13 protein-coding genes are annotated in these 22,220 nt (G+C 60.9%); 6 read left to right on the top strand and 7 right to left on the bottom strand.

Going from position 1 to position 22,220, the window contains the following annotated elements; translation table 11 throughout:
- Nucleotides 1-248: 248 nt before the first annotated feature.
- Complete coding sequence (locus NYP16_RS06210) at nt 249-1,469, top strand: MFS transporter (protein ID WP_274943254.1); 1,221 nt, start codon at nt 249-251, stop codon at nt 1,467-1,469.
- On the opposite strand, the gene NYP16_RS06205 is transcribed toward NYP16_RS06210, so the two are convergent.
- Nucleotides 1,466-2,221, bottom strand: coding sequence for an MBL fold metallo-hydrolase (locus NYP16_RS06205; RefSeq protein ID WP_274943253.1), 756 nt, complete (start codon nt 2,219-2,221; stop codon nt 1,466-1,468). The genes NYP16_RS06210 and NYP16_RS06205 overlap by 4 nt on opposite strands.
- Nucleotides 2,218-5,475: a YhdP family protein gene (locus tag NYP16_RS06200; protein WP_274943252.1), complete on the bottom strand. Its 3,258-nt coding sequence runs from the start codon at nt 5,473-5,475 to the stop codon at nt 2,218-2,220. Before NYP16_RS06200 ends, NYP16_RS06205 begins: the two co-directional genes overlap by 4 nt.
- Nucleotides 5,476-5,660: 185 nt before the next feature.
- On the opposite strand from NYP16_RS06200, the gene NYP16_RS06195 reads away from it, so the two are divergent.
- From NYP16_RS06195 to NYP16_RS06180, 4 genes are all read left to right on the top strand, one after another.
- Nucleotides 5,661-8,642, top strand: a complete 2,982-nt coding sequence (locus tag NYP16_RS06195; RefSeq protein WP_274943251.1) for a bifunctional [glutamine synthetase] adenylyltransferase/[glutamine synthetase]-adenylyl-L-tyrosine phosphorylase — start codon at nt 5,661-5,663, stop codon at nt 8,640-8,642.
- Nucleotides 8,639-9,100 (top strand): thioredoxin-dependent thiol peroxidase, encoded by a 462-nt coding sequence (gene bcp, locus NYP16_RS06190; protein ID WP_274943250.1) that lies wholly within the window; start codon nt 8,639-8,641, stop codon nt 9,098-9,100. Before NYP16_RS06195 ends, bcp begins: the two co-directional genes overlap by 4 nt.
- A 217-nt stretch (nt 9,101-9,317) precedes the next feature.
- Nucleotides 9,318-10,136: a ferritin-like domain-containing protein gene (locus tag NYP16_RS06185; RefSeq protein WP_274943249.1), complete on the top strand. Its 819-nt coding sequence runs from the start codon at nt 9,318-9,320 to the stop codon at nt 10,134-10,136.
- A 97-nt stretch (nt 10,137-10,233) separates the two neighbouring features.
- A complete protein-coding gene (locus NYP16_RS06180) occupies nt 10,234-11,481 on the top strand; it encodes a peptidoglycan DD-metalloendopeptidase family protein (protein WP_274943248.1) in 1,248 nt (415 codons plus the stop codon).
- A gap of 240 nt (nt 11,482-11,721) precedes the next feature.
- Here the strand turns inward: NYP16_RS06180 and prfB are convergent.
- From prfB to NYP16_RS06165, 3 genes are all read right to left on the bottom strand, one after another.
- Nucleotides 11,722-12,853, bottom strand: a protein-coding gene (gene prfB, locus NYP16_RS06175; RefSeq protein WP_274943247.1) for a peptide chain release factor 2 whose coding sequence is annotated in 2 segments (ribosomal slippage) — nt 11,722-12,783 and nt 12,785-12,853 — 1,131 coding nt in all. Because the reading frame shifts where the segments join, the coding sequence is not laid out codon by codon here.
- Nucleotides 12,854-13,105: 252 nt separating this feature from the next.
- Nucleotides 13,106-15,628 carry a penicillin-binding protein 1A gene (locus tag NYP16_RS06170; RefSeq protein WP_274943246.1) on the bottom strand — a complete coding sequence of 841 codons (2,523 nt, stop codon included), beginning with the start codon at nt 15,626-15,628 and terminating at the stop codon, nt 13,106-13,108.
- A 102-nt stretch (nt 15,629-15,730) separates the two neighbouring features.
- A complete protein-coding gene (locus NYP16_RS06165) occupies nt 15,731-16,942 on the bottom strand; it encodes an N-acetylmuramoyl-L-alanine amidase (protein ID WP_274943245.1) in 1,212 nt (403 codons plus the stop codon).
- 642 nt (nt 16,943-17,584) lie between these two features.
- On the opposite strand from NYP16_RS06165, the gene NYP16_RS06160 reads away from it, so the two are divergent.
- Nucleotides 17,585-20,413, top strand: a complete 2,829-nt coding sequence (locus NYP16_RS06160) for a ribonuclease E/G (protein WP_274943244.1) — start codon at nt 17,585-17,587, stop codon at nt 20,411-20,413.
- Between the two features lie 666 nt (nt 20,414-21,079).
- On the opposite strand, the gene NYP16_RS06155 is transcribed toward NYP16_RS06160, so the two are convergent.
- Both NYP16_RS06155 and NYP16_RS06150 read right to left on the bottom strand, forming a co-directional pair.
- Entirely contained in the window at nt 21,080-21,637 is a 558-nt protein-coding gene (locus NYP16_RS06155; RefSeq protein ID WP_274943243.1) for a YceI family protein, read from the bottom strand.
- A complete protein-coding gene (locus tag NYP16_RS06150; protein ID WP_274943242.1) occupies nt 21,634-22,218 on the bottom strand; it encodes a cytochrome b in 585 nt (194 codons plus the stop codon). The genes NYP16_RS06155 and NYP16_RS06150 overlap by 4 nt, the downstream gene beginning before the upstream one ends.
- Between the last annotated feature and the right edge of the window lie 2 nt (nt 22,219-22,220).

Below are 22,220 nucleotides of genomic sequence, written 5' to 3'. Positions count from 1 at the left end.
GGCCGCTGATTGGATTGCTTCGGCTACGCCTCGCAATGACAACTATATACTCCCTGTCATGCCCGGGCTTGACCCGGGCATCCATCTTTCCACCGTCTCCATGGATTGCCGGGTCAAGCCCGGCAATGACAAACTTTTCTGATACCGCCCCTCACCTCACGCATATCTGCCCTGCGCCTGCGTTACTTGCCAAGTTCCGCGGGCAAGCGTAGAGCTCTAGTCGATCATGATCCAAGGAGTATGCCCGCGTGAGTGAGGATGCCGCAGCACGGACAGCCGACGACAGCCAAAGAGCCATCCAGAACACCGCCCTCACGGTGCTGTTCGGACTGAGTTTCTGTCATTTGCTCAATGACATGATGCAGTCTCTGCTACCGGCACTCTATCCGATCCTGAAAACCCGTTATGACCTTGATTTCGGACAAATCGGGCTGATCACGCTGGCGTTTCAGATTACCGCCTCCCTGCTGCAACCGCTTGTGGGGATGGCGACCGATAAGAAACCCCGCCATTATTCACTGGCGGTGGGTATGGGGTTCACGCTGGTCGGGATCCTGATGCTGGCCAACGCCGATAGCTTTGCCTTGTTGCTGATAGCGGCGGCCATGATTGGCACCGGGTCGTCGATCTTCCATCCCGAAGCCTCGCGCGTGGCGCGGCTGGCGTCGGGCGGGCGGCATGGGTTTGCCCAGTCGGTGTTTCAGGTCGGCGGCAATGCAGGGTCAGCCATCGGGCCCTTGATCGCGGCCTTTGTCATCCTGCCGCTTGGCCAAAGCGGCGCCGCCTGGTTTGCGCTTGCCGCTTTGCTTGGCATTATATTGCTGTTCAGCATCGGCAACTGGTACCGCGCCCAGCACCCGCCGCAGGCCCGAAAGCGCACGGCTCACACGGGTGAAGCCCTGCCGCGCGCCAAGGTGCAAAAGACCATCGCCATTCTGCTCACGCTGATTTTCTCGAAACAGTTCTATCTCGCCAGCATTTCGAGCTTTTATACCTTTTACCTCATGGACCGTTTCGCGCTGTCGATCCGCGATGCTCAGCTCAGCCTGTTTCTGTTTCTCGGCGCCGTGGCTGTCGGCACCATTGCTGGCGGACCTATTGGCGACCGCATCGGACGCCGGCAGGTGATCTGGGTCTCCATTCTCGGCATTCTGCCATTCACGCTCGTGCTGCCTTACGCCAATCTGTTCTGGACGCTGGCCTTGTCGGTGCCGATCGGCCTCGTGCTGGCCTCGGCCTTTCCGGCCATCCTGGTCTATGCGCAGGAACTGCTGCCCGGCCGGGTCGGCATGGTGGCCGGGCTGTTCTTCGGCTTTGCCTTTGGTATGGCCGGGATCGGCGCAGGCGCGCTTGGGGCTCTGGCCGATGCCACCAGCATTGAATTCGTCTATCGGGTCTGCAGCTTCCTGCCCATGATCGGGCTTTTGGCCGTCTTCCTGCCCAATATCGAACGGGCACGGGCGCGTTAGACGCAACCGCGTTCCTGAAACGGCGGCGCCACAAGCCGCGCCGTATGCCGCAACAATCCGAACCCGCCCGCATCGCCATGCCCCGGCACGACGATGCGGGCCTTCGGAAATCTCTGTTCAAGCGCCATGAGCGCCCGTGGCCAATTGCAAACATCGGCGAACTCGATCCCGCCCGGATTATCGGCCACTGCCCCGCGCACCATGCAGCCGCCGAACAGCAGCCGGGCGTCCGGCAGATAGACCACCGTGTTATCGAAACTATGGGCACCGCCTGGGAAGAACAGCTCGAACCCGCGCCCGCCGATCGTCAGGCGATGACTGACCCCGTTCCAGGTCGCACTCGGCGCGCGGTAACCCAGCGCCACGGCCTTGGCCAGCCCCAGCTCATGAATAAGCGACGGAATGCCCCGATCTTCCGTAACGGCAATGCCGCCCAGGCGATCCGAATGGGCATGAGTGATGATAAGCTGCGCCACCGGCATGCGGATGCGATCTAACAGCTCTGCCGTATAGCCTTCGGTACAGGGCGTATCGACCAGCACCACACGGTCGCCGCACCGCACCACCAAACCGTTCGACGCCCCAAACGCCGTGCCGCCGTAATCGATCCAGCTCACATGCATCCAGATATCCGCCGTGAGCCGCTGCAGATAAAGCTGCGGCACGACCGGTCCGGCAAAGGCTTTCCCCGGCAGCACCAGCCCGGCGGCCAATCCGGCAAGAACGGCGCGGCGGCTGAGATCAACGGTCATTCTACATCGGTCTCTGCTTTAGCCTCAGATTCCTTCGGCTTCTTAAGCTTGGGATTGGGCTCGAAAATCCAGCGCAGGAACCCGGGGGTCAGCACCGCGAGCGGATTGACCGACACATCCGGATTATCGAACGAGCCCTTGACGTTATAGGTAAAGGCAAACAGCCCCTTGCCCTCGCCGCCCATGATGAGATTGCCGATAAAGGGCAGTTTCCCAAGCACGTTATTGGCCGTATAGGACGGCACGATGGTGCCGCCGACCGCCGTCTGACCGCTGTCGATATCGAATTCGCCCTTGAGCGTCACCCCAATGGCCGCCCCCCAGGCACGGCCATTGTCGACGCGGATAAGGCCATGCTTGAAGGTCAAGGGGACGATGGCACGTTCAAAGGTGACCCCGTCGCCGCTCAGAATATCGCGAATGCCGGTCAGGGAGCCGATGGTCAGGATCTTGGTCAAGACCGGAGCCTTGGTCAGACGGAAATCGCGCGCTTCGATCGAGGCCGTGACCACCTGTTCAGGCCCCGGTTCGGTCATGGTCCCGGTGGCCGTCAGCACCCCGCCCAGCGCATGATTGAGAAGCCCGAGCCCATGGGCCGTCTCCCCGGCATTGGTCGACATCAGAGTAAAGCTGCGCGGACGGGCGTCCTCGGGATCGGCCAGAGCAAACTGAAACCGTCCGCCCTTAGCATAGTCGCCACTGAGTTTCGAGGTTCCCCAACGTTCCTGATGATAGCGGGCCTTGACCTCCACATTGCGGGTCTGCACGCCTTCAAGGGCATAAAGTTCGGCGGCATAGGCATCAAGGGTGAAGTTCGGTAACTTCATCTCAGGCTCGGCCGCACCCGCAGCCACCGCTTTGCTATGCAACAGCCGGTTGATATAGAAACTCCCGTCCAGCGTCGCCGCTGTCAGCGCCACATCATAATCATTGGCCGGATTGCGTGTGACTGTCGCCGCCAGCATGGTCCTGCCCGCACGCAAACTGTCGATCACCATTTTCTCAAGCCCGCGTGCGTCCGATGTGGTGAGCGACCCGCTCGCCTGCATGCCCGGATCGCTATAGGTCAGATCCTGTACCACCAGCCGGTCCGGCGCCGGTTTGACAAAGCGGAACCGCGCCTCGGACGCTATGCCCGCGGGCTTGGTCCAGCCGATATCGTGAAACCCGAACGATGCGGCTGTGAAATCCATCCGCCCCTCGCCGCGCTTGATCGTGGGCCCGGAACCGCGCAGGGTGAAATCCACATCGGCCGGACCCTTGACGACCTCCGCGAACGGCAGATTGATCACGTCCCAGTCCTTGCCCGCAACCCGCCCCTTCAAATGGAACGTGCTAGACAGCGCACCCTTCCCGGCAAGGAAATTCTCCGCCCAGTCGAGCGCGAAAGGCACAGTATTCAGGCTGATCTGGCCCTTGCCCGACAGGTTCGTCGGCGTCACCGCAAGCTCAAGATGATCGCTTCGAAGCGTCACGCCAGTGAAAAGTTCCGGGATGGCAACGCCATCGAGCCTGGACTTCACATCGAATTTGACATCATCCAGTGAGACATTCTTGATCAGCGGAAAGCTCAGCGTCAGATCGGTCTGGCTCTGCCCCTGCACGGAATCAGGCTTCAGACCATAAGCGCTCGGATAGCCAAGCGGCTTGTTGTCAATGAGTGCCAGCACCTTCGGAACGCTGCCCTCCATATGGAGCGTGGCCCGCGCCTCGGCCTTGCCATCAAGATGGATGCGATCGAACCGGATCGTCGAATCCTTCAGCGTCACCCCGGCCGTGCTGCCGGTTCTGGCCTTCAGCTCAAACTCATGCAGACTGAGCCGCGCCGTGCCGACGCCATCGACGATGGGCGGCATCGGGCGCAGATAATGAGCGGTGACACCATCGAAATCAAAGCGCAGATCCAGCGCTTCCGCCGGCATGCCGCCCGCGTGGTCCCACATGTCAGGGGTGATCGCAACCTTGAAGCTGGCTTTGCTCGCACGGCCTGCGGTCAGATTTTCCCGAACCCAGTCATGAGCTTCTTTGCCATATTTCGACGGCCAGTAATCCTTCAATTGCGCAAGCGGCAGATTGCTGATGCTGCCCGTGATCGCAAGCGCCGGGCCGCGATCATCCGCACCGTAAGTTCCACTCGCGGCGATCTCCGCCCCAGCGAACCGGAGCTTGGCCTCAGCGATGGTCCATACCCCCGCCTCAGGCGCATAACTGCCCCGAAGCAAACTGCCATCGATCCGCAGCGGATCCGGATAAAGATCCGGCAACGTCACCACCCCCGCGCCGCCCGCAAGATCCAGCGTCAGCGCCTGAAGTTCCGCGTCGCCACCGCGTTTGAAGGTCAGATTGACCACCCCGGTCAAGGCCATATCGGCCACCTTGATCTTGGCCAAAGCCTCCGACTGTCCGGCAAAGCGCGACGGATTGAAGTCCTTGAAGCGGATGGCCATGGTGGTCGCCGTGGCCTCGGGCTCAAGGATGCTGCTGATCTCGACCGGCGTCGCCGCGCTGCCATCGCGCAACAGCGCCCCCGAGGCATGCATGCTGACCCGGGTCGTCGACCGTTGCAGCAACAGCGCCGCATCGCGCAGCGCCCAGTCGCTGCCGGTCATGGCCTCATGCAGGCGCACGTCCGCGCCGCGAATGCCGATAACGCGCAAATAACCGATGGTCGTTCCGGACTTCACCGGCTCCAGAAGCTCCCGCAGCACCGGGCCAACGCCCTCGCCTTCACCCTCGGTAAGGGCCGCGAACAAATCCCCCTTGGTCCAGTCAAGCGCGAGATGAAGCCCGTTCAACTCGATCCGCCCCGGCGCGATATCGCCCGCGATCAGGGCCGTCGTCGACAGCGTCAAAGCGGCATCCGGCACAGTCAACAGAACCTGCTGCTGCGCGTTCCGCACCCGCACATTATGAAGACGGAATTCAAATCCGGGCAGCAGGCGATCTTTCTGCCCCGGAGCCTTCAGCCCCTCCTTACGCCCGAGCCAGGCCACCTCGCCATCATCGAATTCAAACTGCAAGTCACTGCGGCTGTCGCTCAACCCGGCCTTCAGGAACGGAGCAAGAGGCCCAAGCGACACCGGCCCGATCGCGATCCGCACCACCAGCACGATCAGCAGAACCAGCACCAGCCCAAGGCTGATCCAGGCCCCCTTCATCACCAGATGCAACACATGCCAATGCCGCCCGCTAGCCGTGGCTACGGCGGGCTCTGTGCTTCCCTGATCTGTGACGGGTGGAACGGGGTCGGTCATCTTGGCTCAAAAATACACGGGCTGACCCGCTGGTCCCGCGCATTCGGGGGCTTGTGCCATCGGGCCGATCATCATCTGCTCGCATCATACTTACCCGATCAGGACGCAAGCTCAAATCGAAACCATCGCGTACCGCGTTGAAACTGGCTAAGCTATGGCCCCGCAACAGGATCATGTGCCGCATTATGCCCATAACCCATAGCCCACCCCTGCCATTCAACGCCGCAGCGCTCAAAAACGGCTGGGAAGACCTCAAAAGCGCCGCCCAAGACGCTGGCCTACATGACGCTGGCCTAGACGCCCGGCTTGGACCAATAGACTCCGCCATCCTTGATGCCATCTTCGGCAACAGCCCGTTTCTAAGCCGTCTCGCCATACGCGACGTGGGCTTCACGCTTGATCTTCTCACGCGTGGCAGCCGGGCGCTGGTGGACGAACTTGGCCGCGACCTCCGCACCGACGTGCCGAACCTCACCACCACAGATCAGGTCATGGCCGCACTTCGCCGGGCCAAGAACCGCATGGCGCTCGCCATCGCCGTCGCCGACATTGCCGACCTTTGGACCGTCGAGGAAATCACCGCCGCCTTAAGCGATTTCGCCGAATGTGCATTGGATCTCGCCACCGCGCATCTCCTGAAACTCGCCATGCTGCGCGGGGAAATCGCGCCGCCCAAAGGCGTGACCGACATCGCAAGCCATCCCGCCACGCCGGATATTGCTGCGGGCAGCGGCTATTTCCTGCTCGGCATGGGCAAACTTGGCGCGCGTGAGCTGAATTATTCGAGCGACATAGACCTCATCGTGTTTTTCGACGAGGAAATCGTCCCCTATATCGGCAAACGCACGGCGCAGGACTGCTATATCAAAGTCACCCGCGAGCTGGTGCGCATGATGCAGGAGCTCACAAGCGACGGCTATGTGTTCCGCACCGACCTCAAACTGCGTCCCGACCCCGGCGCGACCCCGGTCGCCATTTCCGTCGGCGCGGCCGAGGTTTATTACCAAAGCGTCGGGCTCAACTGGGAACGCGCGGCCATGATCAAGGCCCGGCCGGTGGCTGGCGACCGTGCCGCCGCCTCAGGCTTCCTCAGCCTCATTCGCGGCTTTGTCTGGCGCCGTCATCTGGATTTCGCGGCGGTCGAAGATATCCATGCCATCAAGGGCATGATCCACCGCCATCACCGCCACGGCGACATCGCCCTGAAGGGCCATGACGTCAAGCTCGGGCGCGGCGGCATCCGTGAGGTCGAGTTCTTCTGCCAGATCCAGCAACTGATCTCCGGCGGCCGCGAACGCCGCCTGCAAGCCCCGCGCACCCTCGAAGCGCTCCAGATGCTGCGCGACCTCAACAAGATCACCCCCGAAACGGAACATGAGCTTGCCGCCGCCTACCGTTTTTTCCGCCGGGTCGAACATCGCCTCCAGATGATCCGCGACGAACAGACCCATATGGTCCCCGCAACCGACGAGGGCGTGGCCCATATCGCGACCTTTCTCGGCTATGACTCGGTCCGCGATCTTGAAACCGAGATGCTCGACCATCTGCGTACCGTCAAACGTCATTACGACCAATTGCTCGAACCCGACCGGGGCGACAACGGCGACACGTTACCCGCACCGTCCCTGAGCAGCATCGACGACAGCAGCTCCATGGAAAGCCAGCTTGGCAAATTCGGCTTCAGCGATGTCACCCGTATTGCCCAGATCCTCGCCGGTTGGGAATTCGGCCGTTACCGCGCGCTCCGCACCCCCCGCTCGCGGGAGATTCTGAAACGCATTCTGCCGCGTCTGCTGATGACCCTCGGCGAAAGCACCGACCCCGACGCCGCCGTCACCAAATTTGACGAATTTCTCGCCAAACTGCCATCGGGCGTGCAGCTTTTGTCATTGTTTCAGGCCAACCCCTGGCTACTGGACCTCATGACCGAAATCCTCGGCGTGGCCCCGGCGCTCGCCGCCGAACTCGCCCACCGCCCATTGTTGCTCGACGCGGTTTTAAGCCCGGCCTTTTTCAACCCACTGCCCGATCACCCGACGCTCGACGCCGGACTCCGCGATATCCTTTATGCCGCCAAGGATTATCAGGACATCCTTGATCTCAGCCGCGTCTGGGTCAATGAACAGCGCTTTCATGTGGGCGTGCAGATCCTGCGCGGCGCGATCGAGGCGGAAGCGGCAGGTGCCGCCCTCACCCGCATCGCCGATGTGTTGTTGAACGTCATGCTCGGCGCGGTCGAGGATCAATTCGCCCAACGTTATGGCCGCCTGCCCGGCGGGCGTCTGGTTGTGATCGGCATGGGCAAGCTTGGCGGGGCCGAACTTTCCTTCACCTCCGACCTCGACATGATCTTCATCTATGACGCCCCCGAGGACGCCGCCTCCGACGGTGCAAAGTCGCTCACCGCCCCGGTCTTTTACACCCGCCTGACTCAGGCCTATATCAACGCCCTCACCGCCATGACCGGCGAAGGGCGCTTATATGAAGTCGACATGCGGCTGCGCCCCTCGGGCAGCTCCGGCCCGCTCGCCGTCTCCCTCGACGCCTTCCGCGCCTATCAGCAGGCGAGCGCCTGGACCTGGGAGCATATGGCCCTGACCCGCGCCCGTTTGGTGGCCGGCGATACCAACCTGGCCGAGGCCACCGAAACCGTCATCCGCGACGTCCTGACCGCGCCCCGCGACGCTGACAAGCTGCTGCTCGACGTGGCCGACATGCGCCGACGCCTGCGCAATGAATTCGGCACCAGCAACATCTGGTCGATCAAACATTGCCCGGGCGGCATCGTCGATGTGGAATTCATCTGGCAATATCTGCAACTGAAACATGCCTCGGCCCATCCCGAAATCGTCACCGAACAAAGCGGCGAGGCCATCTCGCGACTGGCGGCGGCCGGGTTGATCCCCGCCCCCTGGGACCATGACCTCCGCCCCGCCTATGATCTCCTCCATGAAGTGCAAGGCATGTTGCGGCTCTGCACCGGCAAGGACTTCACCGAGGATGATGCCCCGACCGGCCTTAAATCCGCCTTGGCCAAAGCGAGCGGCGACATCGACTTCGCCGCCCTCAAAGACCGGCTGATCCACAGCCAGACCAGCGTCACCGCCGCCTATAACGCCCTGATCGAAACTCCGGCAGCGGCACTTTCCAAAGGACAAATCCCATGATCGACATCAACAGCCCCGCCCCCGATTTCACCCTGCCCACCGGCGACGGCAGCGAGCTGACCCTGTCGTCGCTGCACGGCAAAACCGTCGTGCTCTATTTTTATCCCAAGGACGACACCCCCGGCTGCACCACCGAAGCCCGCGACTTCACTTCCAAAGCCCAGGACTTCGCCGCCGCCGGTGCTGTCATCATCGGCGCCTCCAAGGACACCCCGGCCAAACACAAGAAATTCACCGACAAACATGAGTTGGCGATCACCCTGGTTTCCGACGAAGACGGCAAGCTCTGCGAAGCCTACGGCACCTGGATTCTGAAAAGCTTCATGGGCCGCAAATACATGGGCATAGAACGCGCCACCTTCCTGATCGACGCCTCAGGCGTAATCCGCCAGATCTGGCACAACGTAAAAGTCAAAGGCCATGCCGATGAGGTTCTGGCGGCGGTGAAGGCGCTTTAAGCCCCCGTCCTTCGGCCACAGTCTGGATTGCTTCGGCTGCGCCTCGCAATGACGGAGTATTCGTTGTGTCATTGCCGGGCTTGACCCGGCAATCCATCTGGTTTCGAGCATGGATGCCCGGGTCAAGCCCGGGCATCCATAATTAACTACACCTGTCATTGCGAGGCGCAGCCGAAGCAATCCAGACCTTTCCTCCCCCCTGCCCGAGATTGAGCCTGTGCACCCAGACCTCCCCCAAACCCTCGGCGACGCCGCTGTAGCCGTCCTCACCACCGCCGATGCCTCCGCCAAAGCGCAGCTCAGCCGCGCCGCCGCCGTCGCATGGGCATCCGGCGCGCTCAGCTTCACCTTCCCCACCCCGCCGCCCGCACGCCCGGCCCGGCCTGCCCGTCCGGAACTGCTGCTCCCCCGCGACATGCCCAAGCGGCGGCAAGGCGGGACTTCGGGCAACCGCGCCGCCCTCCTCCATGCTGTCGCCCATATCGAATTGAACGCCATCGACCTCGCCTGGGACATGGTCGCCCGCTTCGGAGCCGAGATGCCGCGCGCCTTCGCCGACGACTGGGTGCAGATCGGCGATGACGAGGCCCGGCATTTCCTGTTGCTGAGCGACCGCCTCAAAGCTTACGACGCAGCTTACGGCGATCTCCCCGCCCATGACGGGCTGTGGCAGGCGGCGGAGGTCACAGCCGGTGACCTCATGGCCCGACTCGCCGTGGTGCCTCTGGTGCTCGAAGCCCGCGGCCTTGATGTGACACCCGACATGATCGAGCGATTCGAACGATTCGAAGATCCGGAAAGCGCCGCCACCCTCCGCATCATCTATGAAGATGAAGTCGGCCATGTGGCCGCAGGCCGCCGCTGGCTTGGAGATCTCTGCGAAAAACAGGGGCTTGACCCGGTCACCACCTATCAGGATCTTGTCCGCCGCAACTTTCGCGGGGCCTTGAAGCCGCCGTTCAACGTTCCCGCCCGCGATGCTGCTGATTTTCCACAGGAATTTTACGAACCTCTGTCCCGCGAACGGCTCGGTTAGCACTGGAGGGTTGCCAAACCCCGGCGCGTCGGGTGAAATACCCGGCTTCCGGGGCAGTGCTCCACGAGTATGAGGAGCGATTTTGACAGGCGTACAAGTGTCAGATCTCAAAGCGAAAACCAAATCGCTTATGAAACGTCTATTTCCGGAGCGGCAGTTATATCTCCGGGCCAATGGACATGTGCGCCTTCTGACTTTTTCGCCCCGTCACCAGATAATCGCCTCCGCCGTCGCTCTCTGTTTCTTCTGCTGGGTCGGCGTGACCTCGGTTCATTTTCTCGACCGCGACGCCGCCCTCGCCGCCAAGGAAAAGCGGCTTGAGGACATGATGCGCTCCTATCAGGCGCTTGATGCCGAGCTGCGCCAGATGCAGCAAGGTGTGGTCGAAACCGCCCGCCGCCTCGATGCCCGTCAGGATCTGCTGAACGCCGCACTCCATGATGGCGACAAGCCAGGCGCTGCCGTGGAAATCCCGATTCCCGGCCCGCAGGCGAGCCTGACGCCCACAAAACCACGCTCGACCGGCATGTTTTCCTGGCTCACCGGCGCAACCGAAGACAACCCAAGCTCGCTCGCCTCCATCGAAGCCAACCTGGCCGGGATCGAAGCCCGCCAGAAAACCATTGCCGAGCGCATGGTTATCCTGACCGACAGCACGCTCGGGTCCTATGACAAGGTGCTGCGCCAAACCGGTATCAGCAAGGACCGGCTGCTTAAGGTCGCCGCCGTTGAAACCACCCTCGACAAAACCGTCAAGGGTTCCGGCGGCCCGTTCGTCACCATGGATGACGCCATCCATAACCTGGCCAATATCTCGGAACAGGACGACCCCGTCGCCAGACTGCTCAGCCGCCGTATGGAGCTGAAGGCCATCGACGCCATTCTCGCCCATACACCTTTTATCCCGCCGATCACAGTGGCCGAAATCTCAAGCGGCTTCGGCGGTCGCCACGATCCTTTTAACGGCCACGGCGCCATGCATGGCGGCATTGACCTGCTGCCCAAAGATCTCAACAAACCGATCCTGATCCAGGCCCCCGGCATCGTCAAAAAAGCCGGCTGGAACGGCCCCTACGGCCAGTTTGTCGAAGTCGACCACGGCAACGGCTTCGTCACCCGCTATGGCCATATGCGGAAAATCCTGGTGACAGCCGGAGAAAAGCTCACCCTCAACAGCCCCATCGGCTATGTCGGCAGCACCGGCCGCAGCACCGGCCCGCATCTCCATTACGAAATCTGGTTCGGCGGCCGCCCGCTCAACCCCCTGAATTTCTTCAAAATCGCCGAAGATATTCAGAATTTACGTCAGTCCGCAGCCTCACAAGCACATGGCGTAAAGGCCTAAATTCACTGTCATTGCCGGGCCCGACCCGGCAATCCATCTTGCCACCGCCCTGCCGTCCCAACCATGCATGGATACGCGGGTCAAGCCCGCGTATGACAGTTATGATGGCCATTGCCGGACGCTCTAGAAGTGTCATTGCCGGGCTCGACCCGGCAATCCATCTCTCCACCCCCACAAAAAACTTCGCCCGGAATGACCAAACCGTCATTCCGGGCGAAGCAACCTTTATCCGACCAAATCTCAGCCGATATCCTCGACCCCGCCTTCCGGCCCGCCATGAACACGAGCAGCAAGCGCCGCGTTCAGGAACTTGTCGAGATCGCCACCGAGCACCAGATCAGGCTGGCTCGATTCCACGCCGGTGCGCAGATCCTTGACCATCTGATAAGGCTGCAACACATAGGAGCGGATCTGATGGCCCCAGCCGATATCCGACTTCGATTCATGAAGCGCGCTGGTCGCTTCCTCACGCTTTTGCAGTTCCTGCTCATAAAGCCGCGCTTTCAGCATTTTCATGGCTGTGGCGCGGTTCTTGTGCTGGGAACGCTCGTTCTGGCAGGCCACAATGATGCCTGACGGAATATGCGTGATGCGCACAGCGCTGTCGGTCGTGTTGACATGCTGACCGCCGGCACCGGATGCCCGATAAGTATCGATCTTCAGGTCCTTGTCCAGAACCTCGATCTCGATATTGTCATCGACCACCGGATAGACCCAGCAGCTGGCAAAGCTCGTATGACGCCGGGCGTTCGAGTCATAGGGTGAGATGCGCACCAACCGATGCACACCGCTTTCGGTCTTGAGCCAGCCATAGGCGTTCGGGCCCTTGATCTGGATGGTGGCGGATTTGATGCCGGCTTCTTCCCCGGCATGATCCTCCATCAGATCGACCTTGAACCCATGTTGCTCGGCCCAACGCATATACATGCGCAGCAGCATCGAAGCCCAATCCTGGCTCTCGGTCCCGCCCGCGCCCGAATGGATTTCAACGAACGCGTCGTTCGCATCGGCCTCACCGGACAACAGGGCTTCAACTTCCCGCCCCGAGGCGAATTTCGCCAGATCCCGAAGCGAGCTTTCCGCGTCGGCGACCATGTCCTCATCACCTTCGGCTTCAGCCATCTCGATCAGATCGATGGCATCCTGAAGCTCACGCTCAAGGGTCCGCCAAGCTGACACCGAGCTGTCAAGCCGGGTCCGTTCCTGCATCAATTTCTGGGCTTTACCGGGATCGTTCCAAAGATTGGGATCTTCAGCAAAGGCATTCAATTCGGCCAGTCTGTCTATTGCGACATCCCAGTCAAAGATGCCTCCTCAGCAGTGCCATCGACTGCTTGATTTTATCAACTAGCGAAAGGGCTTCCGCGCGCATGAGTCTCTCTTGTCAGTTAGGAATAACGGCCTTTGTCTTACAATGATCCAAGCCGGAAAGCAAAGGCCAGATGGTTTTTTGTGGTTGGCAGAGTTTTGTCATAGCCGGGCTCATTAATTCTGTCATTGCCGGGCTCCACCCGGCAATCCATGTCTCAACCACGCAGCACTGGCCAAGTGGATTGCCGGGTCAAGCCCGGCAATGACAATCAAGAACCAGACACTTCACGGACGGCGACACTTCAATCACGCCTCAATACAACCCGCCCGTGCCTTCCTTGATCTTGCTGTCCGGAGTCGCTGTCGCCGGGCGCATTTCTCCGGTGGATCCGTCGAGCACGGTCATTTCGCCATTCGGTTCCGTCCCCGGCAGGAAGGCTTCTAGAATGCCGCGCGGATCGTCATAGCCGACCGGCTGCCCGGTCTGAGGATTGACCCGCACCAGCATCAGACCCGGCGGAATGCGGAACGGCGTGCCGGGTTTATCCTTCAACGCATCCTTCATGAAATCCCGGAAGATCGGCGCGGCTGCGACCGAGCCCGTTTCGCCCTTGCCGAGCGACCGCGGCTGATCGAAGCCGATGAACACCCCGACCACAAGATCGGGCGAAAACCCGACAAACCAGGCATCAAAATAGTCATTGGTGGTGCCGGTCTTGCCCGCAAGCGGCTTCCCCACGGCAGCGACGCTGCGGCCGGTGCCGCGTTGCACCACGCCCTCAAGCATGGAGACCACCTGATAGGCCGTCTGCGGCTTGATGACCTGCGCGCGCGGATCGGGCAACTGCGGCGGCTCCTGCCCATTCCAGGCCGCGTCACAGCCTTCACAGGCCCGCGCATCCTCCCGGAAGATGGTCTTGCCGTAACGATCCTGAATGCGGTCGATCAGGCTCGGCTCGATCTTCTTGCCACCATTGACCAGCATGCCATAAGCATTGGTCAGCTTGAGCAAAGTGGTCTCCCCGGCCCCAAGCGACATCGACAGGGTCGGCGGCATATTGGGCTGAATGTCAAAGCGGCGGGCATAGTCCACCACCTTTTTCATGCCGAGATGCTGAGCCAGCCGCACCGTCATCAGGTTGCGCGATTTCTCAAGCCCGGTCCGGAGCGTGCTCGGCCCATAGAAATCCTCAGTATAGTTCGATGGTTTCCACAGCCCGAGCACCGGCCCCTGATCGACCACGAACGGCGCATCAAGCACAAGGCTCGACGGCGTCAAGCCGGACTCAAGCGCCGCCGCATAGACAAACGGCTTGAACGCCGACCCCGGCTGCCGGAGCGCCTGGGTGGCACGATTGAATTCGCTCGACCCATAAGTATCGCCATAGCTGAAGCCGCCGACCATGGCCAGCACCCGCCCGGTATGCGGATCTTCCGCCACCAGCGCGCCGCCCACCGCCGGAATCTGTTTAAGGCTATAAGTCTTATGCCCAGGGTCGCCCGCAACCGGCGCGACCGGCACCACATCGCCAAGCTCAAGCACATCGGCGACCTTGGTCACCGCCGAGCCGAGATACTCTCCGGGCATCCATTTGCGGGCCCAGGTCATTTCACTCAGCGGCACAAAGCCGGTCGTGCCGTCGGCCAGGCCAATGCGCGCCCCGCCCTCGGTCACCGCCGTCACCACGGCAAGCCGCCACTCCGGGTCTCCGAGGATGATCGCTTCACCCGTCAGCGCCTTGGCCCAGCCGTCATTCGCCATGATGTCGCTATCATAGCGCTTGATGGCCCCGCGCCAGCCGTGGCGACGGTCATAATTCTCAAGCCCCTGCTTCAACACCCGAGAGGCGATCATCTGAAGACGGGGATCAAGCGAGGTGCGGACCGAAAGCCCGGCCTCATAAAGCCCCTTCTCGCCATATTTTTTATAGAGATCGCGGCGCACTTCCTCGGCGAAATAATGGGCGTGGAACTGCTGCTGACTGCTGTCGAAATGGGCCACGAGCGGCTCGGCCTGCGCGGCCTCGGCTTGCGCCTTGTCGAGATAGCCCGCGCTCCGCATCTGGTCGATGACCCAGTTGCGCCGCGCCACCGCCGCCGCATGACGCCGCAAGGGGTTATAATTGTTCGGGCCCTTCGGCAGCGCCGCGAGATAAGCCGCCTCGGACACCGTCAGCTCATTGAGCGCCTTGTCGAAATAAGTCTGAGCCGCAGCCGCCACCCCGTATGAGCCGACGCCGAGATAGATCTCATTCAGATAAAGTTCAAGGATCTGATCCTTGGTAAAGGCGCGCTCGATCCGATAGGCGAGGATGGCTTCCTTGATCTTGCGTTCATAGCTGACCTCATTGGTCAGCAGGAAGTTTTTCGCCACCTGCTGCGTGATGGTCGAAGCCCCGATCGGACGCCGCCCAACCAGCTTGTTGTAAACATTGGTGAAGACCGCGCGCGTAATGCCCGAGAAATCAAGCCCGCCATGGGTAAAAAAGCCCTTGTCCTCAGCCGCGAGGAAGGCATGGATAACCGGCTTCGGAATGGTGTCGATGGGCACGAACAGCCGCTTTTCACGGGCATATTCTTCAAACAGAGTGCCATTCCCGGCATAGATCCGGGTCACCACCGGCGGGTTGTAATTCTCCAGCTGCTGATAATCCGGAAGCTCGCTCCCGTAATGATGCAGCATGACGAAAAAGCCGATCACACCGGTCACCACAAGCAGGAGCGCGCCCGCCAGACAGCCGAGGATGATGGATTTCAGGCGACCGCGCTTGCGTTCGGGTTTGGGCTTTTGGGGCGGTTGTGACCGCTCCCTGCGTTCCGGTGTAATTTCGATCATGCGGCCATCATAAAGGGACTGGATCAGACGCGCCAGCATAACCAAACATTATGGCGCTATGAAGACGAAAGCCCGATAAAACAGGACTTTCGTCACATTATTTCAATTGGTTGCCACTTTAAGGAAATAGCCGTCCACAGCCCGAAGCACGGCACCGCCAAGCCGCTCAAGCCCATTTCGGCTCGACAGCGTCTCGGCATCCTGCGGGTTGGTGAGATAGCCCATTTCCAACAAAACAGACGGCACATCCGGGGCCTTCAGCACCATGAAACCGGCAAAACGGTGGGTGTTATCGCGCACCGGCACCGATTTGGCCATCTCGCGCACCAGAGAGGTGGCGAAATTGGCGGAATAGTTCATGGTCTCCCGGCGGGCGAGGTCGATCAGGATGCTCGACACCTCCGGCTCCTGACTACCAAGATCGATCCCCGCAATGATGTCGGACTTATTTTCCTTGGCCGCAAGCGCCGCCGCTTCTTTATCCGACGAGGTTTCAGACAGCGTATAGACCGACGCCCCGCTGGCCTTGCAGCCCTGACAGCTGTCGGCATGCACCGAGATAAACAGATCCGCCCCCGCCTTGCGCGCGATCTGGAAGCGCTGACGCAGCGGGATATAGACATCCGTACTGCGCGTCAGCACCACGCGATAGCGGCCGGTGGCCTCAAGCGTGCCCTTGATCACATGCACAGCCGCAAGCGTAATGTCCTTTTCATTGCGGCCGTTGACCGCCCGCGCCCCCGGGTCCTGCCCGCCATGACCGGCATCGAGCACCACGACCCGGCGTCCCCCGCCCTCGCGTTTCGGCGGCGGCGGCAGTGGCGGCCCGGGCACCTCAGGCGCAGCCACAGGCGGTGGCGGCGCCTGCACTTGTGCCTGAACCGGAGCCTGAACTTGTGCAGCAGCAGGTGCCTGAGCCGCCTCAAACGCCGCCCGGTTCGCCGGAGCGAGATCGATCACCAACCGGTGCCCCCTGCCGTCCCGTGGCGGAATGCCGAACCGGCTCGCCACCAGCGCCGGGCTTCTGAGGGTCAGAATGATCCGGGTCTTGCCGCCGTCCGCCACTTCAAACTGATAGCCCGCAATGACCCCGCCGCCATTCACCGAGCGTGCCTGCACATCAGCAGCCGGAATTTCAATGATCACCCGGTCGGGCCCGGTCATAACCACCGCCGTGCTCGGCAGCGCGCCGTCGGCCTCGATCACAAAACGGGTCTTGCCGTCATTCTGGCCAATGCGCACATCGCCAATGGTCAAAGCGACCGCCGACGAAAAAATCGTCACGAGCCCCAGCACCGACAGAACCGTCGCCAAAAGCCCTGCTCTCACAACCAAACGAAGGTTAAACCCCCTAGACATTGTCAGTTCAACCCCAACCATCCACAACAACTTGATCTGAGTTTAATCAAAACCACCGCTCCGGCATAGGCCCGGATGGCAGTTTTCGGATTGTTTAACAGTTTTGACTGCATCTGCCGATTAAACCGTCTTGTCAGTCGGCGCTTCCTCAGACTATGTTACATTCAGTGTCAGTCCATTTTTGCTCGGGCTCTGTTCCTCTGAAGCTCTTCGTAAGAGCTTGATACAAGACGAATTGAGCCGAGCACCGGATCTGACGCCTTATCCGGTCGCGCCAGATGTTTATGATCGCGGCCATAAACACAAGATTGTAAATTTAAATTTTAATGAACCACGCTCGTCTTCAACATTGCACCGCAGACATGCGACAGGGCGCCGTCGAAAAGGCGGCAATCGGCATGTCCACAGACGATAAGTCGTCTGGGCGTCCGGGCTTCATAAGCCCGGTAAGCGCGATGGTGCAAATCCTGACGAGCCCTGCGCTTCACAGCAATCCCCATTCAATCCCCAAAATCGGAAGAGCCAGCGCGCTCCTGACCCCTGTCCGTTCGACAGCGGTCCGGTGGGCAGCGCGGCCTGTTCCCGGAGATACCATCCATGGCAATTCGTATGCTCGTCGACTCTACCCACCCGGAAGAAACCCGGGTTGCGATCGTCCGGGGCAACCGCGTTGAAGACTTCGATTTCGAAGCCGCGGCCAAGAAACAACTCAAGGGCAATATCTATCTGGCCAAAGTGACGCGGGTCGAACCCTCGCTTCAGGCCGCCTTTGTGGATTATGGCGGGAACCGGCACGGTTTCCTCGCCTTCAGCGAAATTCACCCCGACTATTACCAGATCCCGGTCGAAGACCGCGAGGCGCTGCTGGCTGAAGAAGCCGAAATGGCCGCCTACGACCGCGATCACGACCATGATCACGATGACGACCATGACGACGACGACAACCACGATGCCCATGACCACGACCATGAAAATGGCGACAATCATGAAGTCGAGGCCATCGTCTCCCACCATGACGATCTGTCGGATGAGCTGCTGCATCGCCCCAAAAAGCTGAAGCGCCGCTATAAAATTCAGGAAGTCATCAAGCGCCGTCAGGTGCTGCTGATCCAGGTCGTCAAAGAAGAACGCGGCAACAAGGGCGCGGCTCTGACCACCTATCTGTCGCTCGCCGGCCGCTATTGCGTCCTCATGCCGAACACGCTGCATGGCGGCGGTATCAGCCGCAAGATCGCGAACCCCACCGATCGCCGCAAGCTGAAGTCGATCCTCTCGGACCTCAATATGCCAGACGGCATGGCCTGCATCATCCGCACCGCCGGCCTCTCCCGCACCAAGGCCGAGATCAAGCGCGATTTCGATTATCTCGAACGCACCTGGGACGACATCCGCGCGTTGACCATGGAATCCATCGCCCCGGCCCTCATTTATGAGGAAGGCGATCTGATCAAGCGCGCCATCCGCGACCATTACAACAAAGACATCGAAGAAATTCTCGTCGACGGCGAAGAAGGCTATAAATCAGCCAAAAGCTTCATGAAGCTTCTGATGCCGAGCCATTCGAAAAAGATCAAGAATTACAAGGACCGGGTGCCGCTGTTCCAGCGCTTCCAGGTCGAAGCTCAGCTGGATTCGATGTATAATCCCGTGGTGCAGCTGCGCTCGGGCGGTTATATCGTCATCAACCCGACCGAAGCTCTGGTGTCCATCGACGTCAACTCGGGCAAATCCACGCGCGAACATAATATCGAGGAAACGGCGCTCCGCACCAACCTCGAAGCTTCCGAAGAAGTCGCCCGTCAGTTGCGCCTGCGCGACATGGCCGGTCTCATCGTCATCGACTTCATCGACATGGAAGACCGCAACAACGCCCGCAATGTCGAACGCAAACTGAAGGACTGCCTCAAGGCCGACCGTGCCCGCATTCAGGTTGGCAAGATCAGCCCGTTCGGTCTGATGGAAATGTCGCGCCAACGCCTGCGCCCCGGCATTCTCGAAGCCAGCACCCACAGCTGCCCGCAGTGCGAAGGCACCGGCATCGTGCGCTCGGTCGAAAGCTCGGCTCTCCATGCCCTGCGCTCGCTTGAAGACGAAGGCATCCGCGGCCGTTCGGCGGTGGTGCATATGTTCCTCGCCGGTCCGGTGGCGCTTTATGTGCTCAACCACAAGCGTCCGCAGATCGCCGAGATCGAAGCCCGTTATGGCTTCCAGGTGTTCATCGAGGTCGACAATACCTTGATGGCGCCGAAGTTCCGCTTCGAGCGCGACAACACCCCGCGCGAAATGATCATTGACCTCGCCATTGATCAGCCGCTTGTCATCGCCCCCGACGAAGATGACGACGACGACATCGAGGACGAGCTGGAAGACAACGAAGTCGAGGCTGAAGTTGGCGCCGAAGATGATGGCGAAGCCGAAGACGATAATGAGGCTCCCAAAGAGCCGCAGGCCGAACGTTCGCGTGAAGCTCGCGAAGGTCGGGCCGAAACCCACGCCGAAGGGGATGAACGCCGCAAGCGTCGCCGTCGCCGGCGTCGGCGTGGCCGCAATGGTGAAAACGGTGCCGAAGACAGCACTGAGGATCACCGTCCGCAACACACAGTCCATGTCGAAGGTGCTGAAGCTCCCGAAGGAGATGAAGGCGAGGACGACGAAACCGAACAGGGCGAATTCGAAACCCAAAGCCACGAGGGTGAAGATCAGCCGCGCCGCCGTCGGCGTCGTGGCCGTCGCGGCGGTCGCCGCCGTGGCCGCACCGGAGACGAGATGACAGCCGAAGGCGAAACGGACAGCGAACACCGCGCCGAACCCGTTGCCGCCGAAACCGCAACTGTCGCCACCGAAGCACATGAGCCCGCCACAAGCGAAGCCGTGACCGAAGTTGCAGCAAGCTCCGTCGAAGCCGTCGCGGAAGAACCCACCGCCAAACCAAAGCGTGCCCCGCGCCGTAAAAAGGACGCAGCCGCCAAGGACACCGCGGTCGAAACCGTCACTGCCGAAGTCGCCGCTCCGACAGCCGTCGAAGTAGCCGCCCCGACGGTTGATGCCGACAGCGCTGAAAAGCCAAAACCACGCCGCCGCGCCCCCGCCAAAGCTAAAAAAGCCGAGACGGAAGAAGCAGCCGAAGCTCCGGTCAAGGCCAAGGCCACAAAAGCCCCAGCCAAACCAAAGGCTCCGGCCAAGGCCAAGGCCGCGAAAGCAGCCCCGGAAGCTCAAGCTGCGGCCGAACCCGTGGTGGCCGAAGCCAAACCAGCGCCTGCGACTCAAGCAAAGCCGGAACCTGCCCTCGCCCCCACGGCTGAAGCCGTAGTCCAACCCGCCGCCGCCCGCCATCTGGCCAGCGCCCCGGTCGAGGTCAAGGACGTCGGCGACGCCAGCAGCGACAACACCCGAAAAGGCTGGTGGTCCCGCACGTTCGGGAACTGATCAAGCTAAAAAGAAAACCGTCCGCGCCCCAAAGGCCGGACGGTTTTTTCATGCCCAAAGCCTGAGCCAATGCCCCAAGGCAGAAAGCTAGATTGCCGGGTCAAGCCCGGCAATGACAGGGAGCGGTGATGGTGGTTATCGTCGTTGGTGGTAATCATTGGCGTGGGATTATAGTCATCGTCTCATGACATGATCATCGTCATGGGATCATGGCCATCGTCGTAGGATCCTAGTCTTCACCATGGAACCCTAGTCTTCCCATACGGCCCCAACGCCCTCTCCCCCCAAATTGTCATGCCCGGGCTTGACCCAGGCATCCATGTCTCAGGACGAAGGCCGTTGCTAGTTACCCGCCTGCTCCGCTGTCAATTTCACAGTCACATCCTTGCCAACCCCATCGCCTCCCGCCGACGCTGAAAACATGCCGCCCCCCAAGGCCCGACGGTTTTCATAGCCCAAAACCCGAGCCAATCCCCCAAGGCAGAAAGCTGGATTGCCGGGTCAAGCCCGGCAATGACACCGGGGGCGGTGATGGTGGTCATCGTCATGGGATCCTGGACTTCACCATGGGGCCCTAGTCTTCCCATACGGCCCCAACGCCCTCATACCCAAATTGTCATGCCCGGGCTTGACCCGGGCATCCATGTCTCCGTCCGCAAACCGCTGTTAGTTACCCGCCCGCTCCGCTGTCAGCTTCACAGTCACCACCACATCCTTGCCAACCCATTGGTCACTGCCCCATTGCCCCTCGCCGACGTTGAAGTCATGCCGGTTAAGTGTGACGGCGCCGGTCATATGGGCAACCGCCCCGGTGATCTTGAGCGTGAAAGGCAGCACGATCTGGTGCGTCACGCCCTTCAGGGTCAGCTTGCCGCTGGCCTCATACTGGTCGGCGGCGGTTTTGCGGAAGCTTTGTGAGACAAACTGGGCCGTGGGATATGTCTTCACATGGAACCACTCGGGCTGGCCAAGCGCACTGTCCCTGTCGGCATTGCCGCTTTCGGCTTTGCTGAGATCGATGGTGACGGTCACGCTCGCCTGGTCGAGATGGTCGGGATCGAAGCGGATCGCGGCGTCAAAGGCGGGGAAGATGCCGTCAAAGCTGCTCCCGGCCTGAGTGCCCTGAAACCCGAGATGACTGTCTTTGGCAATCACCCGCCACTCGGCCGCCCCGGCGGCGAGCGGCCACAGCATCACGGCAGCAATCATCAATCTTGCGATCATGGCCCGCGCTTTCCAACGAAGGGCAGCATCCGGATCAGGATATCATCTTTCAGCAACAAATGGTGCCGCAATGCCGCCGCCACATGCACCAGCAACAGAAGCAACATCAGGATGGCCAGAATTTCATGGGTCTCCCCCAAACCGTCCGCGACCGCCTTCTGATCGGCAAAGCCCTGAAGCCCCGGAATATGCGGCCAGGGCAACCGGCTATAAAGCAAGATCGGCAGCTTGAGCGGGGACGCCGACACCAGCGCCCACCCACTCAAGGGAATAACGAACATCAACAGGTAAAGCCCATGATGGCTCGTCACCGCCAACCGCCGTTCCAAGCGTGACATATGATCCGGTAAGGGTGGCGGGCGATGCCCGAGCCGCCAGGCCAGACGCAGGGCCGTCAGCATCAGGATCGTGATGCCGATGGATTTATGCAGTTGAAAATTGGCAAACTGCTCCGCACTGCCCGGCTTTTGCCCGGTCATATGGAAGCCAAGCCAGAACTGGCCGATGATCACCAGCGCAATCAGCCAATGCAATAGAATGGCCACACTGGAATAACGAGCCCCCTGTGGTGACCGTTCCATGG

The sequence above is a fragment of the Govania unica genome, assembly GCF_027920805.1.
In the GTDB taxonomy this organism is placed as follows: Bacteria; Pseudomonadota; Alphaproteobacteria; order Sphingomonadales; family Govanellaceae; genus Govanella; species Govanella unica.
The sequence above is the reverse complement of the archived record's forward strand: the minus strand, read 5'-3'. Positions and strand labels throughout refer to the sequence as shown.

What these genes read in the sequence shown, in the direction of transcription:
- NYP16_RS06205 (WP_274943253.1), bottom strand. Translation starts at nt 2,221, where the DNA reads ATGACCGTTGATCTCAGCCGCCGCGCCGTTCTTGCCGGATTGGCCGCC.
- NYP16_RS06200 (WP_274943252.1), bottom strand. Translation starts at nt 5,475, where the DNA reads ATGACCGACCCCGTTCCACCCGTCACAGATCAGGGAAGCACAGAGCCC.
- NYP16_RS06195 (WP_274943251.1), top strand. Translation starts at nt 5,661, where the DNA reads ATGCCCATAACCCATAGCCCACCCCTGCCATTCAACGCCGCAGCGCTC.
- bcp (WP_274943250.1), top strand. Translation starts at nt 8,639, where the DNA reads ATGATCGACATCAACAGCCCCGCCCCCGATTTCACCCTGCCCACCGGC.
- NYP16_RS06170 (WP_274943246.1), bottom strand. Translation starts at nt 15,628, where the DNA reads ATGATCGAAATTACACCGGAACGCAGGGAGCGGTCACAACCGCCCCAA.
- NYP16_RS06160 (WP_274943244.1), top strand. Translation starts at nt 17,585, where the DNA reads ATGGCAATTCGTATGCTCGTCGACTCTACCCACCCGGAAGAAACCCGG.
- NYP16_RS06155 (WP_274943243.1), bottom strand. Translation starts at nt 21,637, where the DNA reads ATGATCGCAAGATTGATGATTGCTGCCGTGATGCTGTGGCCGCTCGCC.
- NYP16_RS06150 (WP_274943242.1), bottom strand. Translation starts at nt 22,218, where the DNA reads ATGGAACGGTCACCACAGGGGGCTCGTTATTCCAGTGTGGCCATTCTA.